The sequence below is a fragment of the Rathayibacter sp. AY1F2 genome, assembly GCF_002930885.1.
Taxonomy (GTDB): Bacteria; Actinomycetota; Actinomycetes; order Actinomycetales; family Microbacteriaceae; genus Rathayibacter.
Genome location: NZ_PSVG01000001.1, coordinates 50,411 through 69,202, shown reverse-complemented (window position 1 = coordinate 69,202; position 18,792 = coordinate 50,411). Strand labels below are relative to the sequence as shown.

The window sequence follows — 18,792 nt, the reverse complement described above, 5'->3', positions numbered from 1 at the left end:
GCCCGGGAGGCGGGGGAGCGCGGTGCTATTCTCGGTCCATGCTGAGTGGCCCGCGCCTCCTTCCGTGCCGCGACGAGACCTCGAACTGACGGCCTCCCTCGTCGCGGTGCCTCGCCCGGCCGAGCAGCGACTCCAGGAGGAGAAGGAACCGTCATGATCGAGACCACACCCGGCACAGCCGCGCCCGCGTCGAGTGGAGCAGGGACCGGCAGGAGAGCCGAGAAGCCGCGCACCCTCGCCGAGAAGGTCTGGGACGACCACGTCGTCGTCGCGGGCGAGAACGGCGCTCCCGACCTGCTCTACATCGACCTGCACCTGCTGCACGAGGTGACCAGCCCGCAGCCGTTCGACGGCCTGCGTGCCGCGGGGCGCCCGCTGCGCCGGCCGGACCTCACCATCGCCACCGAGGACCACAACACGCCGACCCTCGAGATCGGACGCCCCATCGAGGATCCGATCAGCCGCACCCAGATCGACGCGCTGCGCCGCAACGCCGGCGAGTTCGGCGTCCGCCTGCACTCCCTGGGCGACGTCGAGCAGGGCATCGTGCATGTCGTCGGCCCCCAGTTGGGCCTGACGATGCCCGGCGTCACGGTGGTCTGCGGCGACTCGCACACCTCCACGCACGGCGCGTTCGGCGCGATCGCCTTCGGCATCGGCACGAGCGAGGTCGAGCACGTGATGGCGACGCAGACGCTGCCGCTGCAACCCTTCAAGACGATGGCGATCACGGTCGAGGGCACGCTGAAGGAGGGGGTGACGGCCAAGGACATCATCCTCGCGGTCATCGCCCGCATCGGCACCGGCGGCGGCCAGGGCTACATCCTCGAGTACCGCGGCTCCGCGATCCGCGCGCTCTCGATGGAGGGCCGGATGACGATCTGCAACATGTCGATCGAGGCGGGTGCGCGGGCCGGCATGGTCGCGCCGGACGAGACGACCTTCGCCTACCTGCACGGCCGCCCGCACGCTCCGGCGGGCGAGGACTGGGACGCCGCGGTCGCCTACTGGCGGACGCTGCCGAGCGACGAGGGCGCCGTGTTCGACGCCGAGGTCGTGATCGACGCCGACGCGCTCGAGCCGTTCGTCACCTGGGGCACGAACCCCGGCCAGGGCGTCTCGCTCTCGCAGGCGGTACCGGACCCTGACGTCCTCGACGATCCGAACGAGCGCGCCAGCGCTCTGCGAGCGCTGGAGTACATGGCGCTGGAGCCCGGCACGCCGATGAAGGAGATCCCGGTCGACGTGGTCTTCATGGGCTCCTGCACCAACTCGCGGATCGAGGACCTGCGGGCCTTCGCTGCCGTCGTCGAGGGGCGCACCAAGGCCCCCGGCGTCCGCGTGATGGTCGTCCCCGGCTCCGCCCGGGTGCGGCTCGAGGCCGAGGCCGAGGGGATCGACCGGATCGTCACCGCGTTCGGCGCGGAGTGGCGCTTCGCCGGCTGCTCGATGTGCCTCGGGATGAACACCGACCAGCTCGTCCTGGGGGAGCGCGTGGCCTCCACGTCCAACCGCAACTTCGAGGGTCGTCAGGGCAAGGGGGCGAAGACCCACCTCGTCTCGCCCCTCGTCGCCGCGGCCACGGCCGTGCGCGGCACCCTCTCCAGTCCCTCCGATCTGGAGCCGGTCCGCGAGAGAGCAGGAGTCTGACCGTGCAGAAGTTCGAGACCGTCACCGCGATCGCCGCGCCCCTGAAGCGCGCCAACGTCGACACCGACCAGATCCTCCCCGGCATCTACCTCCGCCGCATCACGAAGACCGGCTTCGAGGACGCGCTCTTCCACGGCTGGCGGCAGGACGCGGACTTCGTCCTCAACCAGGAGCGCTACCGCGGCGCCGGCATCCTCGTCGCCGGCCCCGACTTCGCCATCGGCTCCAGCCGCGAGCACGCCGTCTGGGCGCTGCGCGACTTCGGCTTCCGGGTCGTCATCTCCCCCCGCTTCGGCGACATCTTCCGGGGCAACGCCGGCAAGCAGGGACTGCTCGCGGCCGTCGTCTCGGAGCCCGACGTCGAGCGGCTGTGGGAGATCATCGAGGGCACCCCGGGAATAGAACCGACGGTGGATCTGGTTGCGCGTACGGTCACCGCCGGTGGCGAGACCTTCGACTTCGAGATCGACGACTACACTCGATGGCGCCTGATCGAGGGCCTGGACGACATCGGCCTGACCCTGCGCGACGAAGCGCTCATTTCCGAATTCGAGACCCGCCGCGAGAGCTGGCGGCCCAAGACATTGCCGGTGAAATAGCGTGAACACACTTCTTCAGGACGCCAAGGCCCTGCAGGACGCCAAGGCGTCGGGAGCACGGGTGGGAATGACGACCGAGCGGATCACCATCAACGGCGGGCGACCGCTGGTGGGCCGGATCGAGCTCAAGGGGGCCAAGAACCTGGTCACCAAGGCGATGGTCGCGGCGCTGCTCGGCGAGACCGCCTCCACCCTCCGCGACGTGCCCGACATCAGCGACGTCCGCGTCGTGAAGGGCCTGCTCGAAGTCCACGGCGTCAAGGTGAAGCAGGGCGCCGAGGTGGGCGAGCTGATCCTCGACCCCTCCAACGTCGAGTCCGCGCACTTCGCCGACATCGACGCGCACGCCGGCTCCAGCCGCATCCCGATCCTCTTCTGCGGCCCGCTGCTGCACCGCCTGGGCGAGGCGTTCATCCCCGACCTCGGCGGCTGCCGCATCGGTGACCGCCCGATCGACTACCACCTCGAGGTCCTCCGCAACTTCGGCGCGGTGATCGAGAAGCTGCCCTCCGGCATCCGGATGTCGGCCCCCGAGGGCCTGCACGGCGCCAAGGTGTCGCTGCCCTACCCGAGCGTCGGAGCGACCGAGCAGGTCCTCCTGACCGCGGTGCGCGCCTCCGGCATCACCGAGCTCTCGGGCGCGGCGATCGAGCCCGAGATCATGGACCTGATCAACATCCTGCAGAAGATGGGCGCCATCATCTCGGTCGACACCGACCGGGTGATCCGCATCGAGGGCGTGGACCGGCTCACCGGCTACTCCCACCGCGCGCTCTTCGACCGCAACGAGGCGGCCTCCTGGGCGGCCGCGGCCCTCGCGACCGACGGCGACATCTTCGTCGGCGGCGCCCGCCAGCAGGAGATGACCACCTTCCTCAACGTCTTCCGCAAGGTCGGCGGCGCGTTCGAGATCGCCGAGGACGGCATCCGCTTCTACCACCCGGGCGGCGAGCTCAAGCCGGTCATCATCGAGACCGACGTGCACCCCGGCTTCATGACCGACTGGCAGCAGCCGCTGGTCGTGGCGCTCACGAAGGCCAAGGGCGTCTCGATCGTGCACGAGACCGTCTACGAGCAGCGCTTCGGCTTCGTCGACGCGCTCGTCGAGATGGGCGCGACCATCCAGATCCACCGCGAGTGCCTCGGCGGGCAGGCCTGCCGCTTCGGGCAGCGAAACTTCATGCACTCGGCCGTGATCTCGGGACCCTCGAAGCTGCACGGCGCCGACATCGTCGTGCCGGATCTGCGCGGCGGCTTCTCGCACCTGATCGCGGCGCTCTCGGCCGAGGGCACCTCGACGGTCTCGAACGTCGGCATCATCAGCCGCGGCTACGAGAACTTCCTCACCAAGCTCGAGCTGCTGGGCGCCGACTTCTCGCTCGACGCGTAGCCGCCCACCGGGACCCCGGTCCCGCGGAGGACGACCGTCCTCAGCGGCCCGGGGTCCTGTCGCGCCCGGGCGCGCCCCACGCGGGCGGTTCCGCGTCCTCCTCCAGGCGTCCCCGGATCCGCTTCTCGAGGAGCGCGAGCGTCGTCTCCGGCGCGGGCCGGAGGCCCAGCGGTCCGGGCGACTCGACCAGGACCAGCGTGAGGCGTCCGCGCCGCGTGCCGGCCAGGACGACCTCGAGGGCCTCGCGCGGACGCAGGCCCACCAGCACCCACCGCCGCTCCAGCCGCGCGATCCGCACCCAGGGCACGACGACGCCCCAGTCGCCGAAGGAGACGGTCAGTCCCCGGCGGCGCGGCACGACCACCGCGTAGGGCCGCAGCGTCGGCAGCGGGAACCGCGGCTCGACCCGACGGAGGCCCGCTCCGAGCCGGCCGCGTCCGAGGACCGCGACGCCGCCGGTCGCCTCCGCCTCGACGTGGGCGAGCGGTGCCACCGCCACGCGCCAGAGGGCGTCGACCCCGCCGATCACGAGGGCGACTGACGCCGAGCCGCCGACGAGGACCGCGAGCGTCAGCAGGAGGCCGTCGCCGAGCGCGGCCGCATCGCGTCCGGCCTGCGTGGCGAGCAGCACGACTCCCCACACGATCAGGAGCACCAGGCCGGACAGCGCGATCGGCGAGTCGGCGAGGCGGCCGAGGGCCCTGCTGACGGCGTCCCACGGCGACGGGCGGCGACGCGGACGGGGCATGCCGGTACCGTACCCGGCGGCCGGACCGCTCCTCCCACCGCGGGGCCCCGCTGCTCCCGGGCGTGGGGACGCGGCCCCTCCGATGCGGGATGCGAGGATGGGCGGGTGTCTGAGCGAAGCCGTCCGTCCATCTTCTGGTTCCTCGCGGCGGCGGTGATCCCCGTGATGACCGCCTCGGTCGACCTGCGGATCCGGAACGGCGACAAGATCCCGAGCACCGGGGCCTTCGTGTTCGCGCCGAACCACTACAGCGAGATCGACCCGATCATCACGGGCTGGACCCTGTGGCGCGCCGGCCGCGCACCGCGCTTCCTCGCCAAGGCCTCGCTGTTCTCGGTGCCCGTGCTCGGCTCGATCCTGCGCGGCTCCGGGCAGATCCCCGTCGAGCGCTCGGGCTCGGTCCGCGGCAGCGAGCCGCTGAAGACCGCCAAGGCTCTCGTGGACGAGGGCCGCTCGGTCATCATCTACCCCGAGGGCACCCTCACCCGCGACCCCGAGCTCTGGCCGATGCGCGGCAAGACGGGAGCGGTGCGGATGGCGCTGCAGTACGGCCTGCCCGTCGTCCCGGTCGCGCACTGGGGTGCGCAGCAGCTGATGGGCCGCTACTCCAAGCGGATCACCCTCTTCCGCCGCAAGCGCGTCGACGTGATCGTCGGCGACCCCGTCGACCTGTCCGCCTTCCGCGGACGCAGCCTCGACTCCGCCACACTCAACGAGGCCTCCGCGGTCGTGATGGCGGCGATCACCGCCCTGCTCGAGGAGCTGCGCGGCGAGGCGGCGCCCGAGAAGCGCTGGAACCCCTCCGAGCACAACCAGAAGGGCACGGGTCGCTTTGAGTCCGAGCAGTAGGAAGGCGCCCATCCCCGTGCCCCGCCGCGTCGCCGTCCTCGGCGCCGGCAGCTGGGGCACCACGTTCGCGAAGATCCTCGCCGACGGCGGCTCCGACGTCGTGATGTGGGCGCGCCGCGCCGAGCTGGCCCGCGAGATCACCGAGGCCAAGCGCAACAGCGACTACCTCCCCGGCATCAACCTCCCGCGCAACATCCGGGCCACGCCGCGCATCGAGGAGGCGCTGGAGGGCGCGGACCACGTCTACCTCTCCATCCCGTCGCAGTCGCTGCGGAGCAACCTCGAGGCGATCACGCCGTTCCTCACCGAGCGCACGGTGCTGGTGAGCCTGATGAAGGGCGTCGAGAAGGGCACCGGCCAGCGGATGAGCGAGGTGATCGCGCAGATGCTGCCGGTCTCTCTCGACCGGATCGCCGTCGCCTCCGGGCCCAACCTCGCCCTCGAGATCGCCAAGGAGCAGCCGACCGCGGCGGTCATCGCCTCCGAGAGCCTCGTCACCGCGCAGGAGGTGGCTCTCGCGGCGACCAACCGCTACTTCCGCTCCTACGTCAACACCGACGTGATCGGCACCGAGTTCGGCGGCGTGCTGAAGAACCTCGTCGCCGTGGCGATCGGCATCGTCGACGGCGTCGGCTACGGCGAGAACACGAAGGCATCGATCATCACGCGCGGTCTCGCCGAGATGACCGACTTCGCGGTCGCGTACGGCGGACGGGCCGAGACGATGGCCGGACTCGCTGGGCTCGGCGACCTCATCGCGACGTCGAGCTCGTCCCTCTCGCGCAACAACACGGCCGGGCGCCTGCTCGGCCAGGGCTACAGCTTCACCGACGTGGTGAAGTCGATGCAGCAGACGGCGGAGGGGCTCGCCTCCGTCGCGCCGGTCCTCGAGCTGGCGCGCGCCAGGGGAGTCGACATGCCCATCGTCGAGCAGGTGTCGCAGGTGCTCGCCGGTACGCTCGATCCGAAGGACATCGCGCCGCACCTGACCACGGATTCGGACGAGCCACAGGGTGAGAGGAACCTCGATGACCAGCAAGCTCCGCGTGGCCGTTCTGTTCGGGGGGCGCTCCAGCGAGCACTCGATCAGCTGCGCAACGGCGGCCGGGGTGCTGCGGGCGATCGACCGTGACCGCTTCGAGGTGATCCTCGTCGGGATCACCTCCGACGGCGCCTTCGTGCTCGAGGAGGACCGTCCTGAGAAGTTCGCTCTCGATGCCGCGTCGCTGCCCCGCGTCGAGGACGACGGCTCCCGTGTGCGCTGGCCGGAGTCGGCCCTCTCGCGTGAGCTCACCGTGACGACCGAGGACGGCGCGACGCGCTCGCTCGGCGAGGTCGACGTGGTGCTGCCGATCCTGCACGGCCCGTGGGGCGAGGACGGCACCGTCCAGGGGATGCTCGAGCTCGTCGGGCTGCCCTACGTCGGCTCGGGCGTGCTCGCGTCGGCGCTCGGCATGGACAAGCACTTCACCAAGACGGTGCTGCGGGCCGCGGGCCTCGCGGTGGCGCCCTGGTACCTCGTGACCGAGGCGGAGTGGCGCGCCGACCCGGGCGACGCCTCCTCGGCCCTCGACGAGCTGGGCCTGCCCGCGTTCGTGAAGCCGGCGCGGGCCGGCTCGAGCGTGGGCGTCAGCCGGATCGACGAGCGCGAGCAGCTCGAGGCCGCGCTGGAGGAGGCGTTCGCGCACGACTCGCGGGTGCTGATCGAGTCGGGCATCGTCGGCCGCGAGGTAGAGATCGGCGTGCTCGGCGGCCGCCGCGGTGCTCCGGCCCGCGCCTCCGTCGCCGGCGAGGTGGTCGTCACCGGCCGCGGCTTCTACGACTTCGAGGCGAAGTACCTCGGGGCGTCCGGCATCGAGCTGGTCTGCCCGGCCGATCTCACCGACGGCGAGCTCTCCGAGATGCGGTCCCTCGCGATCCGCGCCTTCGACGCGATCGGAGCCGAGGGCCTCGCCCGGGTCGACTTCTTCCTCACCGCCGACGGCTTCGTCGTCAACGAGATCAACACCATGCCCGGCTTCACGCCGGTCTCGATGTTCCCGCGCATGTGGGGCGCGAGCGGCGTGGACTACCCGGACCTGATCAGCGAGCTGCTCGACTCGGCGCTCGACCGCGTCCCGGTCGCCGCCCGATGACGTCGGCGCTCGCGCTCCGCGTCGAGGCGGGCGCGGCCGCGGCGCCCTTCGAGCAGATCCGTGAGCAGATCACCGCTCTGATCGCCGCGGGCGAGCTGCCGGTCGGCACGCGGCTGCCGCCGGTGCGCGCGCTGGCCGAGACGCTGGGCGTCGCCGCGGGGACGGTCGCCCGCTCCTACCGGGAGCTGGAGTCGGCGGGCCTGGTCGAGACGCGCGGCCGGGCGGGCACGGTCGTCGCGGGAGGCGTGGACGCGCTGGAGCGCGAGCTGCAGGCCGCGGCCGCCGTGTTCGCGTCCCGCGCGCGCGAGCTGGGGGCGACCTCCGATGGTGCGCTCACCGCAGCGAGTCGAGCCCTCGGCGTCTGACGCTGAAGCTCAGCCGGTGGGCGTGTCCGTCGGATCGAGGGTGTCGGCGTCCGAGACGTCGGTGCACTCGCGCGTCTGCGGGACGTAGGAGACGGCGTTCGCCAGGTCGAGCGCGGCGGAGGATCCGGACGCGCGGCTCTGGTCGACGGTGATCTCCACCGCGGGATCGCGACCGTAGGTGGTCAGCGTGTAGATGTCCTCGTCCTTCTGCGTCTCGTCGATGATCCAGTCGACTCCGCTGACGTTCACGCAGAGGTCCGTCGTCGGGCCGGGCACCTCGACTCCGCAGTGGAGGATGACGGCGGCCGGGGTGCCCCAGGCGGCGGTGCCCTGAGCGTTCGTCTCGCGCTCGGGCTGCTCCGCGACCACGTCGGGCAGGCGCACCGAGACCTCCGCGCAGCCGGTGCTCGTCGCATCGGCGGCGGGCTCGAGGGCGACGCTGGCCGAGCAGCCCGAGAGCAGCAGGACGGCGGCGGCGGCGAGAAGGGGGGAGCGGAGTCGGCGGGGGGACATCGCCGTCAACGCTAGCGTGTGAACCATGGCAGAGGATCGGAGTCCCACCCTGGCCGAGCTCAGCGAGGACGAGGTGCTCGCGAGGGTGCTGGCCCGGCTCGGCGGCCCGGGCGCGGAGACCCTGGTCGGGCCCGGCGACGACTGCGCGGTGCTGCGCGCTCCCGACGGCCGCTTCGTGGTGACCACGGACATGATGGTGCACGGCCCCGACTTCCGGCTGGCCTGGTCGCGCCCGGCGGACCTGGGCTGGAAGGCGGCGGCCTCGAACCTCGCCGACGTCGCGGCGATGGGGGCCCGTCCCACCGGGCTCGTCGTCGCGCTCGCGGCACCCCAGTCGCTGGGCGTCGACGTGCTGGAGGGGATCGCGGGCGGCCTCGCCGCCGGCTGCGCCGCGATGGCGCCGGGATGCGGAGTCGTCGGGGGAGACCTGTCCGCCTCCGCGACGCTGACGCTCTCGATCACGGCGTTCGGCTCGCTCGACGGACGACCGCCGGTGCTCCGCAGCGGTGCGAGGCCGGGGGACGTGCTCGCCGTGGCCGGTCCGCTGGGACGAGCGGGGCTCGGGCTGCGCCTGCTGTTCGAGCAGGCGCGGCGGGACGGGGAGCCGTCGGCCGACCTCGCCGCCCGGCTCCGCGAGCGGCATCCGTCCCTCCTCGAGGCGCAGCTGCGCCCGACCGCGCCGATCTCCGCGGGCGAGGCCGCGGGCGGGACCGCCACCGCGATGATGGACGTCTCGGACGGCGTGGTGCTCGACGCCCGTCGGATGGCGCGTGCGAGCGGAGTGGCGATCGACCTCGATGCCGCGGCGGTCGACGTGCACGCGCGCGGGCTCACGGGCGTGGAGGGCGTGGACCTCGACCTGGCGAGGGCGTTGGTGCTGGGAGGCGGCGAGGACCACGCGATGCTCGCGTGCTTCCCGCCCGCCGCGGCGCTGCCGGAGGGCTTCGTCCCGCTCGGGGTCGTCCGCGAGGGGGACCCGGAGGTGCGCCTGGGCGGGGTCGCGCTCGAGGGGCGCGGGGGCTGGGACCCGTACCTCGGCTGGGACGGCGCGGCGGGCTGAGGCCGGTCAGCCGGCCGCGGAGGAAGCGGGCGAGACGGGCGACGCCGGTGAAGCCCACCAGATCGTGGTCTCGCCGTAGTCCTTCCTCCGCTCCCGCTCCAGACCCGCGGGCCAGCGCGGCTCCGGGCTGCGGGAGCTCCGCTCCACGACGACCACCGCGTCCTCGCGCAGCAGCGGCAGCACGCCGGCGAGATCGGCGGCGAGGTCGTCCTCGCCGAGGTCGTAGGGCGGGTCGAGGAACACCGTGTCCGTGTTGAGGGCCGGGGACCCGTCGAGGAAGGAGCGGACCGAGCCGGTCACCACCTCGATCCGCGGGGCGGGCCGCTTGTTCTTGGCAGCCGCGGTCACGATCGCCCGTGCGTTCTCGCCCGCGGTCCGGGCGGCCTTCGGGTCGCGCTCGACCAGGACGACCGCGCTCGCTCCGCGGCTGGCCGACTCGAGCCCGAGGGCGCCGGAGCCCGCGTAGAGGTCGACCACCGTCGCGCCGTCGAGGGCGTCCCGGGCCTCGAGGGCCGAGAAGACGGCCTCGCGCACGCGGTCGCTGGTGGGGCGGGTGCCCGCGCGCGGGACCCGGAGGGTGAGCGAGCCGGCGAATCCGGCGATGATCCTGGTCACCGGATCGAGCATAGGGCGGCACCCCTGCCCACGGCGTCCGGCGGCCGCCGCGCGCTCCCGCCTGGCGGCACACTGCGAACTCTCGGAACCTGGACCCTTTTCCCGTCAGGACTGCGAGAATCCCTAGCTATGACGTCGCTCGAAGACACCCGCTCCGCTGTCGGCCGCCGAGCGGCTCCCGAGACGCCCCTGACCCGCGAGGAGTTCACGGCGCACTGCGGCGCCGTCCTCGGGAACCTCACCCGCGTGATCGACGGCAAGTCGGCCGAGGTCTCGATGGCGCTGACGGTGTTCCTCGCCGGTGGGCACCTCCTGATGGAGGACGTCCCCGGCACCGGCAAGACGGTCCTGGCGAAGTCGCTGGCGGCCTCGGTCGGCGGCAGCGTCGCGCGCATCCAGTTCACGCCCGACCTGCTCCCCTCCGACGTCACGGGGGTCTCGGTCTACAACCAGGCGACCCGCGACTTCGAGTTCAAGCCGGGCCCGGTCTTCGCGAACATCCTGATCGGCGACGAGATCAACCGGGCCTCGCCCAAGACGCAGTCGGCGCTGCTGGAGTGCATGGAGGAGCGCCAGGTCTCGGTCGACGGCACGACCCACCTCCTCCCGCGCCCCTTCGCCGTGATCGCGACGCAGAACCCGGTCGAGATGGAGGGCACCTACTCGCTGCCCGAGGCCCAGCGCGACCGCTTCATGGCCCGCCTCTCGCTCGGCTACCCCGATGAGCGCGCCGAGCTCGAGATGATCCGCACCCGCGACTCGGCCAGCCCGCTCGAGGAGCTGCGGCCCGTCGTGGGCCTCGCCGAGCTCGAGCGGATGATGGCCTACGTGCGCTCCGTGTACGTCGCACCACCCGTGCAGGAGTACGTGGTGGCGATCATGCAGGCCACGCGGGTCGACCCCGAGCTGCGGCTCGGGGGGAGCCCGCGCGCCACGCTCCAGCTGATCGCCGCCGCGAAGGCTCTCGCCGCCCTCAGCGACCGCGACTTCGTGGTGCCGGACGACGTCGACGCGCTCGCCGTCCCGGTGCTCGGCCACCGCCTCCTGCCCGCCACGCGCCTCCCCGGCCGCTCCGGCGCCGGATCCTCGCACTCGGTCGCCGAGATCGTGCAGCGCATCGTCGCGGCCACCCCCGTCCCCTTCGGCAACCGTGGCGACTGAGGCCCGCGCCGCCGAGACGCCGTCGTCCCGTCTCGGCGGTCTGCCCGCGCTCCGCGGGGTCGCGCTGACGCTGCGCGGCTGGACGCTCGTTCTGCTGGGCGTCGCGGGAGTGGTGATCGCGCCGCTGACAGAGTTCCGCGAGCTGCTGTTCGTCGGCCTGGTGCTGCTGGGCCTGCCCCTGGGCGCGCTCGTCTCCCTGCTCCTGGCGCCGGCGTCGTTCCGAGTGCAGCGCCGCTTCGCTCCCCAGACCGTCGCGGCCGGCGACGTGGTGGAGGTCGACGTGCTGCTCGAGAACCGCGGCCGCGCCGTCCGCAGCGGGGCGCGCGCCCACGACCGGCTCGAGCGCGTGGAGCGCGGGGTCGTCGTCGGCCGGCCGGTCGCCGAGGGCGTCTTCGGGCTGCCGGGCGTCCCGTCGGGCGGCCGCGTGCGCGCCCGCTACCGTCTGCCCGCCGAGCGGCGCGGGATCCACCGCATCGGCCCGCTGCGCCTGGTGCGCGGCGACGGCCTCGGGCTCGCGCTCCGCGAGAGCGTCGTGGGGGCTGCGCAGCCGTTCGTCGTGACTCCGCGGGTCGTGCCGCTCCAGAGCGACGTCCTGGACGCGCACGGAGCAGGCGGATCGAGCCCGGTCGCGCACGCGACGGCCGGCGCCGGCACGGACGACGTGATCCCGCGCGACTACCGCCCGGGGGACGCCATGCGCCGGGTGCACTGGCGGGCGAGCGCCCGCTCCGGTGGGCTCATGGTCCGCCAGGACGAGCAGAACACCGATCCGCACGCGTGGATCCTCCTCGAGACCCGGGCCGAGCGCGTGCTCGAGCGGCGCGGCGACGACCGGCTCGAGTGGGCGGTGTCGATGACGGCCTCCCTCGCCGTGCACCTGCTCGACCGCGGCTTCGAGACCCACCTCGTCGAGACGGGTGCGGACGGCGAGCCGGAGCACTCGGAGGACGAGCGCGAGGTGGCGCACGACGTGCTGCTGCGCCTGGCCGAGCTGGCGCCCTCGCGCGAGTCGGTCGACGCGGTGACCCGGATCTCGGCCGACATGCGCGACACCGGGGGAGTGCGACCGGTCTTCGCCGTCCTCACCCGACTCCTCGAGTCGGACCTCGACGCCCTCGGCTCCCTGGCCGCGCAGTCGCGCCCCGCGATCGCCTTCGTCGTCGCCGGCACCGCTGAGGAGGAGGCGGCTCTCGCCTCGCTCGGCTGGTACGCGGTGTCCGTCGACCCGAGTGCCTCCGTCGAGGAGGCGTGGGCGCAGGCTCTCGCTCTGCGGGTGGTGGCGTGAGCCGCCGCGTCGAGAGCGATCCGCGCGCCGGGTCGGCTCCTCTGAGCGGTCTGCTCTTCCTCGCGATCACGGCCGCCGCCGCCGGGATCGGGCGGCTCCTCGTCGGCGTCGACTGGCTGGTGCTCCTCGCGAGCGCGGTTGCCGTGGTGCTCGGCGTCCCGGCCGCCGCCCGGGCTCTGCGCGTGCACCCCGTCGTCCCGCCGATCCTCGGCACGCTGACGATGGTCGGCGTGCTGACCGCGATGTTCGTGCCCGGTCGGGCCCTGCTGTTCGTGATCCCCACGCCCGGCGCCGTCGCGCAGGCGGAGGCGCTCGCGCAGGGCGGCTTCCAGTCCATCGCCCAGCAGGGGCTCCCGGCCATCGCCGACGACGGCATCTCGTTCCTCCTGATCGGCGGGGTGGTCGTGCTCGCCTGGGCGGCCGACCTGTTCGCCTTCTCCGTCCGCCTCCCCGCCCTGGCCGGTCTGTTCCCTGCGGCGCTGCTCGCGGTGCCGGCGATCGTGGACCCCTCCGAGGTGTCCTGGGCGAGCCTCGTCGTCACTGCGCTCGCCTACGCGGGCGTGCTCGCCGCCACGGCCGCCCCTCGCCGCCCGAGCGGCCCGAGCGCGGCCGCGGCCGTGCTGCCCGCCTTCGCGGCCGTGACCGTCGTCGTCCTGGGCGCGGGAGTCGTCGCCGGGTCGGCGGCAGGCTACGCGCGCACCACCGCCCCCTCGGGCGTCTCCGGCAGCCTCTTCAACGGCGCGATCGACCCGGTGGTCGCTCTCGGCGCGGACCTGCGCCGCCCGAACCCCGTGACCGTGCTGCGCTACGCCACCGACTCCGACCTGCCCGTCTACCTCCGCGTGCTGACCGTCTCGGACTTCGACGGTGACGACTGGGCGCCGAGCGAGACGGAGCAGACCGCTCCGATCGAGGCGCCGATCGCGCCCGAGGGGCTCTCCGAGAGCGTGCCGCGCGAGGCGGAGGAGGTCGACGTCTCGGTGGAGACGCTGCGGAGCCAGTGGCTCCCCGTGCCGTATCCGGTCTCGTCGCTGACGGGCGTCGGCGACGGCTGGCTCCAGGACGTGCAGGACGGCTCGATCCGCGGCGACGCGACGACCCGCTCCGGAGACGACTACCAGGTGCAGGCGCTGCGGCTCGAGCCCGACCCGCAGCAGCTGCTCGCCGCGCCCGCGCCGTCCGGCGTCGACCGGTACCTCTCGCTCCCCGACGACGTGCCCGAGATCGTCCGCACCACCGCCGAGGAGGTCACGGCGGAGGCTCCGACCGCCTACGACCGGGCGCGCGCGCTGCAGACGTACTTCCGCTCGTCCGAGTTCCGCTACTCCGAGGACACCCCCGCGGAGGAGGGCTACGACGGCGACGGAGTCGGCGTGCTCTCGGCGTTCCTGACGACGAAGGAGGGCTACTGCGTCCACTTCGCCTCGGCGATGGCGGTGATGGCGCGCGAGCTCGGGATCCCGTCGCGGCTCGCCATCGGCTACCAGCCCGGCTCCGTCGTGCCCTCCGGCGGCAGCGACCTGACCACCTACCGCGTCCTCTCCTCCGACCTGCACGCCTGGCCCGAGCTGTACTTCGAGGGAGTCGGCTGGCTGCCCTTCGAGCCGACGCCCAGCCGCGGCGCTCCGGCCTCCTACACCCTGCCGAGCGCGACGGCGTCCTCGGGCCCCACCGCCCCGGGCTCGACCGCGACCACCGCGCCCGGTGCGACCAGCGCTCCCGCCGCGACACCCACTCCGACGGCCGCGTCGGCGACGCCGACCCCCGGTGCCGTCGGCGCCTCGAGCACCACGGCGGCTCCCGCGGCCACGCTCTGGGTGCTGCTCCTGCTGCTCGTGCTCGTCCCCTGGCTGATGCGCGCCGTCCAGCGCGCGCTGCGGCGCCGGTCCGCGCGCTCCGGCTCCGTCGAGGCCGCGTGGGCCGAGCTGCTGGCGACCGCCCGCGACCTGGGCGTCCCCGTGGAGGACACGGAGTCTCCGCGCGCGCAGGAGGCCCGCATGGCTCCCGCCCTCGACCCCGGAGCGGCGGCACGTCTGCAGGGGCTCCGGGAGCGCGTCGAGCGCCGGCGCTACTCGCCGTCCGCGAGCGAGTCGGAGGCGTGGGACGACGCGACCGCCGTGGCCGCCGCGCTCCGCGGCTCCGCGAGTGCCGGTCGTCGGGTGCTCGCGTCGGTCGTGCCCCGCTCGGCGCTGGACCCGGTCGCCCGGCTCGCGCGTCCGAGGTCCGACCTATGATCGCTAGGTGATCCCGGACCCCCTCGACGCCTCGCTCGCGCCGCTGATCGGGCCGCGCACGGCGAGCGCGGTCGAGAAGGCCTTCGGGTACCGCACGGTCGGCGAGCTCCTGGGCCACTACCCGCGCCGTTACGCGAAGCGGGGCGAGCTGACGGCGCTCTCGCGTCTCCCCGTGGGAGAGAGCGTGACGATCGTGGCGGAGGTGCGCGAGGTGCGCGAGCGGCCGATGCGCAACCGGCGCGGCACCCTGCTCGAGGTCGTCATCTCGGACGGCTCGGGCACGCTCTCGCTGACGTTCTTCGGACAGCCCTGGCGCGCGGCGAAGCTCCACCGCGGCGTGCGCGGAATCTTCGCGGGTACGGTCTCGATGTTCCGCGACACCCCGCAGCTCACGCATCCCGACTACCGCCTGTTCGACGACGAGGAGGCCGCCGCGACGGAGACGGGAGGCGGTGAGCTCGCGAAGGACTGGGCCGAGCGGCCGATCCCGATCTACCCGGCGACCAGCGCGATCTCGAGCTGGCAGCTCCAGGCCGCGATCGGCGTGCTGCTGGACGGCTTGCGCGACGTGCCCGACCCGATGCCCGAACAGGTGCGCGCCGGCCGCTCGCTGCTGGGCCTCGGCGAGGCGCTGGAGCTGATCCACCGCCCGCAGCGGGAGGGCGAGGAGGCGCAGGCGCGCGAGACGCTGCGCTTCCACGAGGCGTTCCTCCTGCAGCTCGCCCTGCTCGAGCGCCGGGCCTCGGCGCGCAGCAGCCCCGCGACCGCCCGCGTGCCCGGCCCCGGCGGGCTGCTCGAGCGCTTCGACGCCGCGCTGCCCTTCGCCCTCACCGGCGACCAGACCGCGGTGGGGCACGAGATCGCCGCCGACCTGGCCGCTGAGAGCCCGATGACCCGGCTGGTGCAGGGCGAGGTCGGCTCCGGCAAGACCCTCGTCGCGCTCCGGGCGATGCTCGCCACGGCCGAGAGCGGCGGGCAGGCGGCTCTGCTCGCTCCCACAGAGGTGCTCGCGGGGCAGCACCTCCGCTCGATTGCGAGGACCCTCGGCCCGGAGCTCGCGGCCGAGCTGGTGCCGACCCTCCTCACCGGCGGGCTGGGGGCGGCGCAGCGCCGTGCGGCCCTCCTCCGGATCGTCTCGGGCACGGCGAAGATCGTCGTCGGCACGCACGCCCTCCTCGGCGACGCGGTCTCCTTCTACGACCTGGGCCTCGTCGTGATCGACGAGCAGCACCGCTTCGGCGTGGACCAGCGGGACGCTCTGCGCCGGAAGGGCGCCACCCCGCCGCACGTGCTGGTGCTGACGGCCACGCCCATCCCGCGGACCGTCGCCATGACGGTCTTCGGCGATCTCGACACCTCGACCATCCGCGAGCTGCCCGCCGGGCGCCCCGGCATCACGAGCCACGTGGTCCCGCTCACCGACCACCCCGCGTGGATCGCGCGGGCCTGGGAGCGCGCCGAGGAGGAGATCCGCTCGGGGCACCAGGTCTACCTCGTCTGCCCGGCGATCGAGCCGGGGGAGCCCGCCGAGGGCGCGCAGCCGCCCGAGGAGGACGCCGCCGCGCCGCTCACGACCGTCGCGGCGACGCTGGAGGGCGTGCGCGCGCATCCGCTGCTCGGGAAGCGCCGGTCGGCCGCGCTGCACGGGCGGATGACGACGGAGGAGAAGGACGCCGTGATGCGCTCCTTCGCCGCGGGGGAGATCGACGTCCTGGTGTCGACGACGGTCATCGAGGTCGGCGTGGACGTGCCGAACGCCTCGATGATGGTCGTGCTCGACGCGGAGCGGTTCGGAGTGTCGCAGCTGCACCAGCTCCGCGGGCGCATCGGGCGCGGCGGCGTCGCGGGGGTGTGCCTGTTCGTGACGGCGGCGGAGGCGGGGACGGTCGCGCGCGAGCGGGTGGAGGCGGTCGCCGCGACGCTCGACGGCTTCGCGCTCGCCGAGGTCGACCTGGAGCTGCGCCGCGAGGGCGACGTGCTGGGCGACTCGCAGTCCGGCGGGCGCTCGTCGCTCCGCCTGCTGCGGGTGGTGCAGGACGCGGACGTGATCGTGGAGGCGCGGGCGCTGGCGGAGCGGCTCCTCGCGGAGGACCCGTCCCTCGCCTCGTACGATCGGCTCCGTGCCGCGCTCGAGCGCCGCGTGCAGGACCGCGACCGGGAGTTCCTCGCCAAGAGCTAGGCGGTGCCCGCCCGCTACTCTGTCGGCATGGCCCGCATCGCCGTCGTCCCCGGCTCCTTCGACCCCGTGACCCTCGGTCATCTCGACGTGATCGAGCGGGCCGCGCGCCTGGTCGACGAGCTGCACGTCGTGGTGGTGCACAACCCCGCCAAGACGGCGCTGCTGCCGATCGCCCAGCGCGTCTCGCTGATCGAGCAGTCGATCGCGGAGGCCGGGCTCGAGGGGCGGATCGTCGTCGCCTCGTGGAGCATGGGCCTGCTCGTCGACTACTGCACCGACGTCGGCGCGAGCATCCTGGTGAAGGGCATCCGCTCGCAGGTCGACGTGGCGTACGAGACCCCCATGGCGATCGTGAACCGCAACCTCGCGCACGTCGAGACGGTGTTCCTCCTGCCCGATCCCGCGCACGCCCATGTGTCGAGCTCGCTGGTGCGGCAGGTCTCCTCCCTCGGCGGCGACGTCGCCCCCTACGTGCCGCCCGCGGTCGCCGCGTACCTCGCCGCCGGCTGAGGCGCCGCCGATCGTCCACCCGGGCGATCCCGGGCCGTGGACCCGTGCGCCCGCGGCAGCCGGGAGAATGGACCGGTGAGCGAGACGCGCGTGCAGGCCTGGGCCCTCGACGGCATCCCGGAGGTGACTCCCGGTGACGACCTGCTCGAGCTGATCCTCGCGGCCGTCGCCGCCGCCGCCGAGGAGGACCGGCCCGCGGACGGCGACATCCTCGTGGTCACGAGCAAGATCGTCTCGAAGGCGGAGGGGCGCGTCGTCGCCGCGGCCGACCGCGAGGACGCGATCACGGCCGAGACCGTCCGCGTCGTCGCCACCCGGGCGCACGGCTCCGGCGTCACCCGCATCGTGGAGAACCGCCTCGGGATCGTGCAGGCGGCGGCCGGAGTCGATGCCAGCAACGTCGCGGAGGGGACGGTCCTCCTCCTCCCCGTCGACCCGGACGCCTCGGCGCGGGCCCTCTGCGCGGGCCTCCGGGAGCGGCTCGGCGTGCAGGTGGGCGTGCTCGTCAGCGACACCCTGGGCCGCGCGTGGCGGGTCGGGCAGACCGACGCGGCCATCGGGGCCTCCGGCGTCCTCGTGATCGACGACCTCCGCGGCGGAGTCGACGCCCTGGGGCGCACGCTGGGAGTGACCATGCCGGCCGTCGCGGACGAGATCGCCGCGCTCGGCGACCTGGTGAAGGGCAAGGCGAGCGGACGCCCCGTCGCCGTCGTCCGCGGGCTCGCCCGCCTGGTGACGAGGGTCGAGAGCCCGGGTGCCCGCACGCTGACCCGCACGGGCCCCGACGACATGTTCCGCCTCGGCGCCGACGAGGCCTTCGCCGAGGGCTTCGCGGCCGGAGCAGCCTCGCGCGAGGAGCGCGCGTGACCGGCTGGAGCGCGGTCGTCGTGTTCAAGGGCCGCGGCGGCTCGAAGACGCGCCTCGACGTGCCGGGCCGCGCGGCGCTGGCGGAGGCGTTCCTCCTGGACACGCTCGCCGCCGTGGCCGCCGCGGAGCCGGTGGCGAGCCTTCTCCTGGTCACCTCCGACGCCGGTGCGGCCGACCGCGCACGGGCGGAGCACCCGCAGCTGGTGGTGGTGCCCGACCCGGGGACCCTCGACGCCGCCGTGTCCGGGGGAGCCGAGGCCGCCCTCCACCGCCGGCCGGGCGCCCCGGTGATCGTGCTGACCGGGGACCTGCCCGCCCTGCTGCCGTCGGACCTCTCCGAGGCGCTCGCGACGCGGTCGCTCCCGGCCGTCGTCCCGGACCGCGAGGGGAGCGGCACCACGGCGCTCCTGCTGGCGGCCGGAGCCCTCGTCGCTCCGGCGTTCGGCCCGGGCTCGCTGGCCCGGCACCGCGACGCGGGCTGCGCCGTCGTCGTGCTGCCCGGCTCGTCGACGCTGAGGCTGGACGTCGACACGCTCGCCGATCTCGGAGACGCGGAGGAGGCCGGCGTCGGCCCGCACACCTCCCGCGCGCTGGCCGCAGCGGCCTGACGCGCAGGGAGTCCGAGCCGCGGA

General features: G+C 73.9%; 18 protein-coding genes. 15 read left to right on the top strand and 3 right to left on the bottom strand.

Annotated elements, in window-relative coordinates:
• Window positions 1–153 precede the first annotated feature (153 nt).
• From leuC to murA, 3 genes are all read left to right on the top strand, one after another.
• Complete coding sequence (leuC, locus tag C5C54_RS00305; protein ID WP_104223088.1) at window positions 154–1,650, top strand: 3-isopropylmalate dehydratase large subunit; 1,497 nt, start codon at window positions 154–156, stop codon at window positions 1,648–1,650.
• Window positions 1,651–1,652: 2 nt separating this feature from the next.
• Window positions 1,653–2,249, top strand: coding sequence for a 3-isopropylmalate dehydratase small subunit (gene leuD, locus C5C54_RS00300; protein WP_104223089.1), 597 nt, complete (start codon window positions 1,653–1,655; stop codon window positions 2,247–2,249).
• Between the two features lie 67 nt (window positions 2,250–2,316).
• On the top strand, window positions 2,317–3,639 hold the full coding sequence (gene murA / locus C5C54_RS00295) for a UDP-N-acetylglucosamine 1-carboxyvinyltransferase (RefSeq protein WP_181027099.1): 1,323 nt from the start codon (window positions 2,317–2,319) through the stop codon (window positions 3,637–3,639).
• Between the two features lie 40 nt (window positions 3,640–3,679).
• Here the strand turns inward: murA and C5C54_RS00290 are convergent, their stop codons facing one another.
• Window positions 3,680–4,387 (bottom strand): hypothetical protein, encoded by a 708-nt coding sequence (locus tag C5C54_RS00290; protein WP_104287566.1) that lies wholly within the window; start codon window positions 4,385–4,387, stop codon window positions 3,680–3,682.
• A 105-nt stretch (window positions 4,388–4,492) separates the two neighbouring features.
• Between C5C54_RS00290 and C5C54_RS00285 the strand changes: the two genes are divergently transcribed.
• Genes C5C54_RS00285 through C5C54_RS00270 form a run of 4 tightly spaced genes read left to right on the top strand, consistent with a single transcriptional unit; the run spans window position 4,493 to window position 7,736 of the window.
• Entirely contained in the window at window positions 4,493–5,236 is a 744-nt protein-coding gene (locus C5C54_RS00285; RefSeq protein WP_244229445.1) for a 1-acyl-sn-glycerol-3-phosphate acyltransferase, read from the top strand.
• A 16-nt stretch (window positions 5,237–5,252) separates the two neighbouring features.
• On the top strand, window positions 5,253–6,368 hold the full coding sequence (locus C5C54_RS00280) for an NAD(P)H-dependent glycerol-3-phosphate dehydrogenase (protein WP_181127827.1): 1,116 nt from the start codon (window positions 5,253–5,255) through the stop codon (window positions 6,366–6,368).
• A complete protein-coding gene (locus C5C54_RS00275; RefSeq protein ID WP_104287564.1) occupies window positions 6,265–7,371 on the top strand; it encodes a D-alanine--D-alanine ligase family protein in 1,107 nt (368 codons plus the stop codon). Before C5C54_RS00280 ends, C5C54_RS00275 begins: the two co-directional genes overlap by 104 nt.
• Window positions 7,368–7,736 (top strand): GntR family transcriptional regulator, encoded by a 369-nt coding sequence (locus C5C54_RS00270; RefSeq protein WP_104223095.1) that lies wholly within the window; start codon window positions 7,368–7,370, stop codon window positions 7,734–7,736. Before C5C54_RS00275 ends, C5C54_RS00270 begins: the two co-directional genes overlap by 4 nt.
• A gap of 9 nt (window positions 7,737–7,745) precedes the next feature.
• On the opposite strand, the gene C5C54_RS00265 is transcribed toward C5C54_RS00270, so the two are convergent.
• Complete coding sequence (locus tag C5C54_RS00265; protein ID WP_104223096.1) at window positions 7,746–8,249, bottom strand: DUF3515 family protein; 504 nt, start codon at window positions 8,247–8,249, stop codon at window positions 7,746–7,748.
• Between the two features lie 25 nt (window positions 8,250–8,274).
• Between C5C54_RS00265 and thiL the strand changes: the two genes are divergently transcribed.
• Window positions 8,275–9,309 carry a thiamine-phosphate kinase gene (gene thiL / locus C5C54_RS00260; RefSeq protein ID WP_104287563.1) on the top strand — a complete coding sequence of 345 codons (1,035 nt, stop codon included), beginning with the start codon at window positions 8,275–8,277 and terminating at the stop codon, window positions 9,307–9,309.
• Between the two features lie 6 nt (window positions 9,310–9,315).
• Here thiL and C5C54_RS00255 read toward each other — a convergent pair whose 3' ends face one another.
• Window positions 9,316–9,924 (bottom strand): RsmD family RNA methyltransferase, encoded by a 609-nt coding sequence (locus tag C5C54_RS00255; protein ID WP_104223136.1) that lies wholly within the window; start codon window positions 9,922–9,924, stop codon window positions 9,316–9,318.
• Window positions 9,925–10,053: 129 nt separating this feature from the next.
• On the opposite strand from C5C54_RS00255, the gene C5C54_RS00250 reads away from it, so the two are divergent.
• The 7 genes from C5C54_RS00250 (at window position 10,054) to cofC (ending at window position 18,768) form a co-directional block, all read left to right on the top strand.
• Window positions 10,054–11,085: a MoxR family ATPase gene (locus C5C54_RS00250; protein ID WP_104262530.1), complete on the top strand. Its 1,032-nt coding sequence runs from the start codon at window positions 10,054–10,056 to the stop codon at window positions 11,083–11,085.
• Entirely contained in the window at window positions 11,075–12,370 is a 1,296-nt protein-coding gene (locus C5C54_RS00245) for a DUF58 domain-containing protein (protein ID WP_104287562.1), read from the top strand. The genes C5C54_RS00250 and C5C54_RS00245 overlap by 11 nt, the downstream gene beginning before the upstream one ends.
• Complete coding sequence (locus C5C54_RS00240) at window positions 12,367–14,604, top strand: DUF3488 and transglutaminase-like domain-containing protein (RefSeq protein ID WP_104223100.1); 2,238 nt, start codon at window positions 12,367–12,369, stop codon at window positions 14,602–14,604. The genes C5C54_RS00245 and C5C54_RS00240 overlap by 4 nt, the downstream gene beginning before the upstream one ends.
• Before the next feature lie 7 nt (window positions 14,605–14,611).
• Window positions 14,612–16,783 carry an ATP-dependent DNA helicase RecG gene (locus C5C54_RS00235; protein WP_374953273.1) on the top strand — a complete coding sequence of 724 codons (2,172 nt, stop codon included), beginning with the start codon at window positions 14,612–14,614 and terminating at the stop codon, window positions 16,781–16,783.
• Window positions 16,784–16,810: 27 nt separating this feature from the next.
• A complete protein-coding gene (coaD, locus tag C5C54_RS00230; protein ID WP_104233800.1) occupies window positions 16,811–17,293 on the top strand; it encodes a pantetheine-phosphate adenylyltransferase in 483 nt (160 codons plus the stop codon).
• Window positions 17,294–17,368: 75 nt separating this feature from the next.
• Window positions 17,369–18,160, top strand: coding sequence for a coenzyme F420-0:L-glutamate ligase (locus C5C54_RS00225; protein WP_258063153.1), 792 nt, complete (start codon window positions 17,369–17,371; stop codon window positions 18,158–18,160).
• Window positions 18,157–18,768: a 2-phospho-L-lactate guanylyltransferase gene (cofC, locus tag C5C54_RS00220; protein ID WP_104225626.1), complete on the top strand. Its 612-nt coding sequence runs from the start codon at window positions 18,157–18,159 to the stop codon at window positions 18,766–18,768. The genes C5C54_RS00225 and cofC overlap by 4 nt, the downstream gene beginning before the upstream one ends.
• The last annotated feature ends 24 nt before the right edge of the window (window positions 18,769–18,792 follow it).

Coding starts and splice junctions, on each gene's coding strand:
- leuC (WP_104223088.1), top strand. CDS start 154: ATGATCGAGACCACACCCGGCACAGCCGCGCCCGCGTCGAGTGGAGCA.
- murA (WP_181027099.1), top strand. CDS start 2,317: ATGACGACCGAGCGGATCACCATCAACGGCGGGCGACCGCTGGTGGGC.
- C5C54_RS00290 (WP_104287566.1), bottom strand. CDS start 4,387: ATGCCCCGTCCGCGTCGCCGCCCGTCGCCGTGGGACGCCGTCAGCAGG.
- C5C54_RS00275 (WP_104287564.1), top strand. CDS start 6,265: ATGACCAGCAAGCTCCGCGTGGCCGTTCTGTTCGGGGGGCGCTCCAGC.
- C5C54_RS00270 (WP_104223095.1), top strand. CDS start 7,368: ATGACGTCGGCGCTCGCGCTCCGCGTCGAGGCGGGCGCGGCCGCGGCG.
- C5C54_RS00265 (WP_104223096.1), bottom strand. CDS start 8,249: ATGTCCCCCCGCCGACTCCGCTCCCCCCTTCTCGCCGCCGCCGCCGTC.
- thiL (WP_104287563.1), top strand. CDS start 8,275: ATGGCAGAGGATCGGAGTCCCACCCTGGCCGAGCTCAGCGAGGACGAG.
- C5C54_RS00250 (WP_104262530.1), top strand. CDS start 10,054: ATGACGTCGCTCGAAGACACCCGCTCCGCTGTCGGCCGCCGAGCGGCT.
- coaD (WP_104233800.1), top strand. CDS start 16,811: ATGGCCCGCATCGCCGTCGTCCCCGGCTCCTTCGACCCCGTGACCCTC.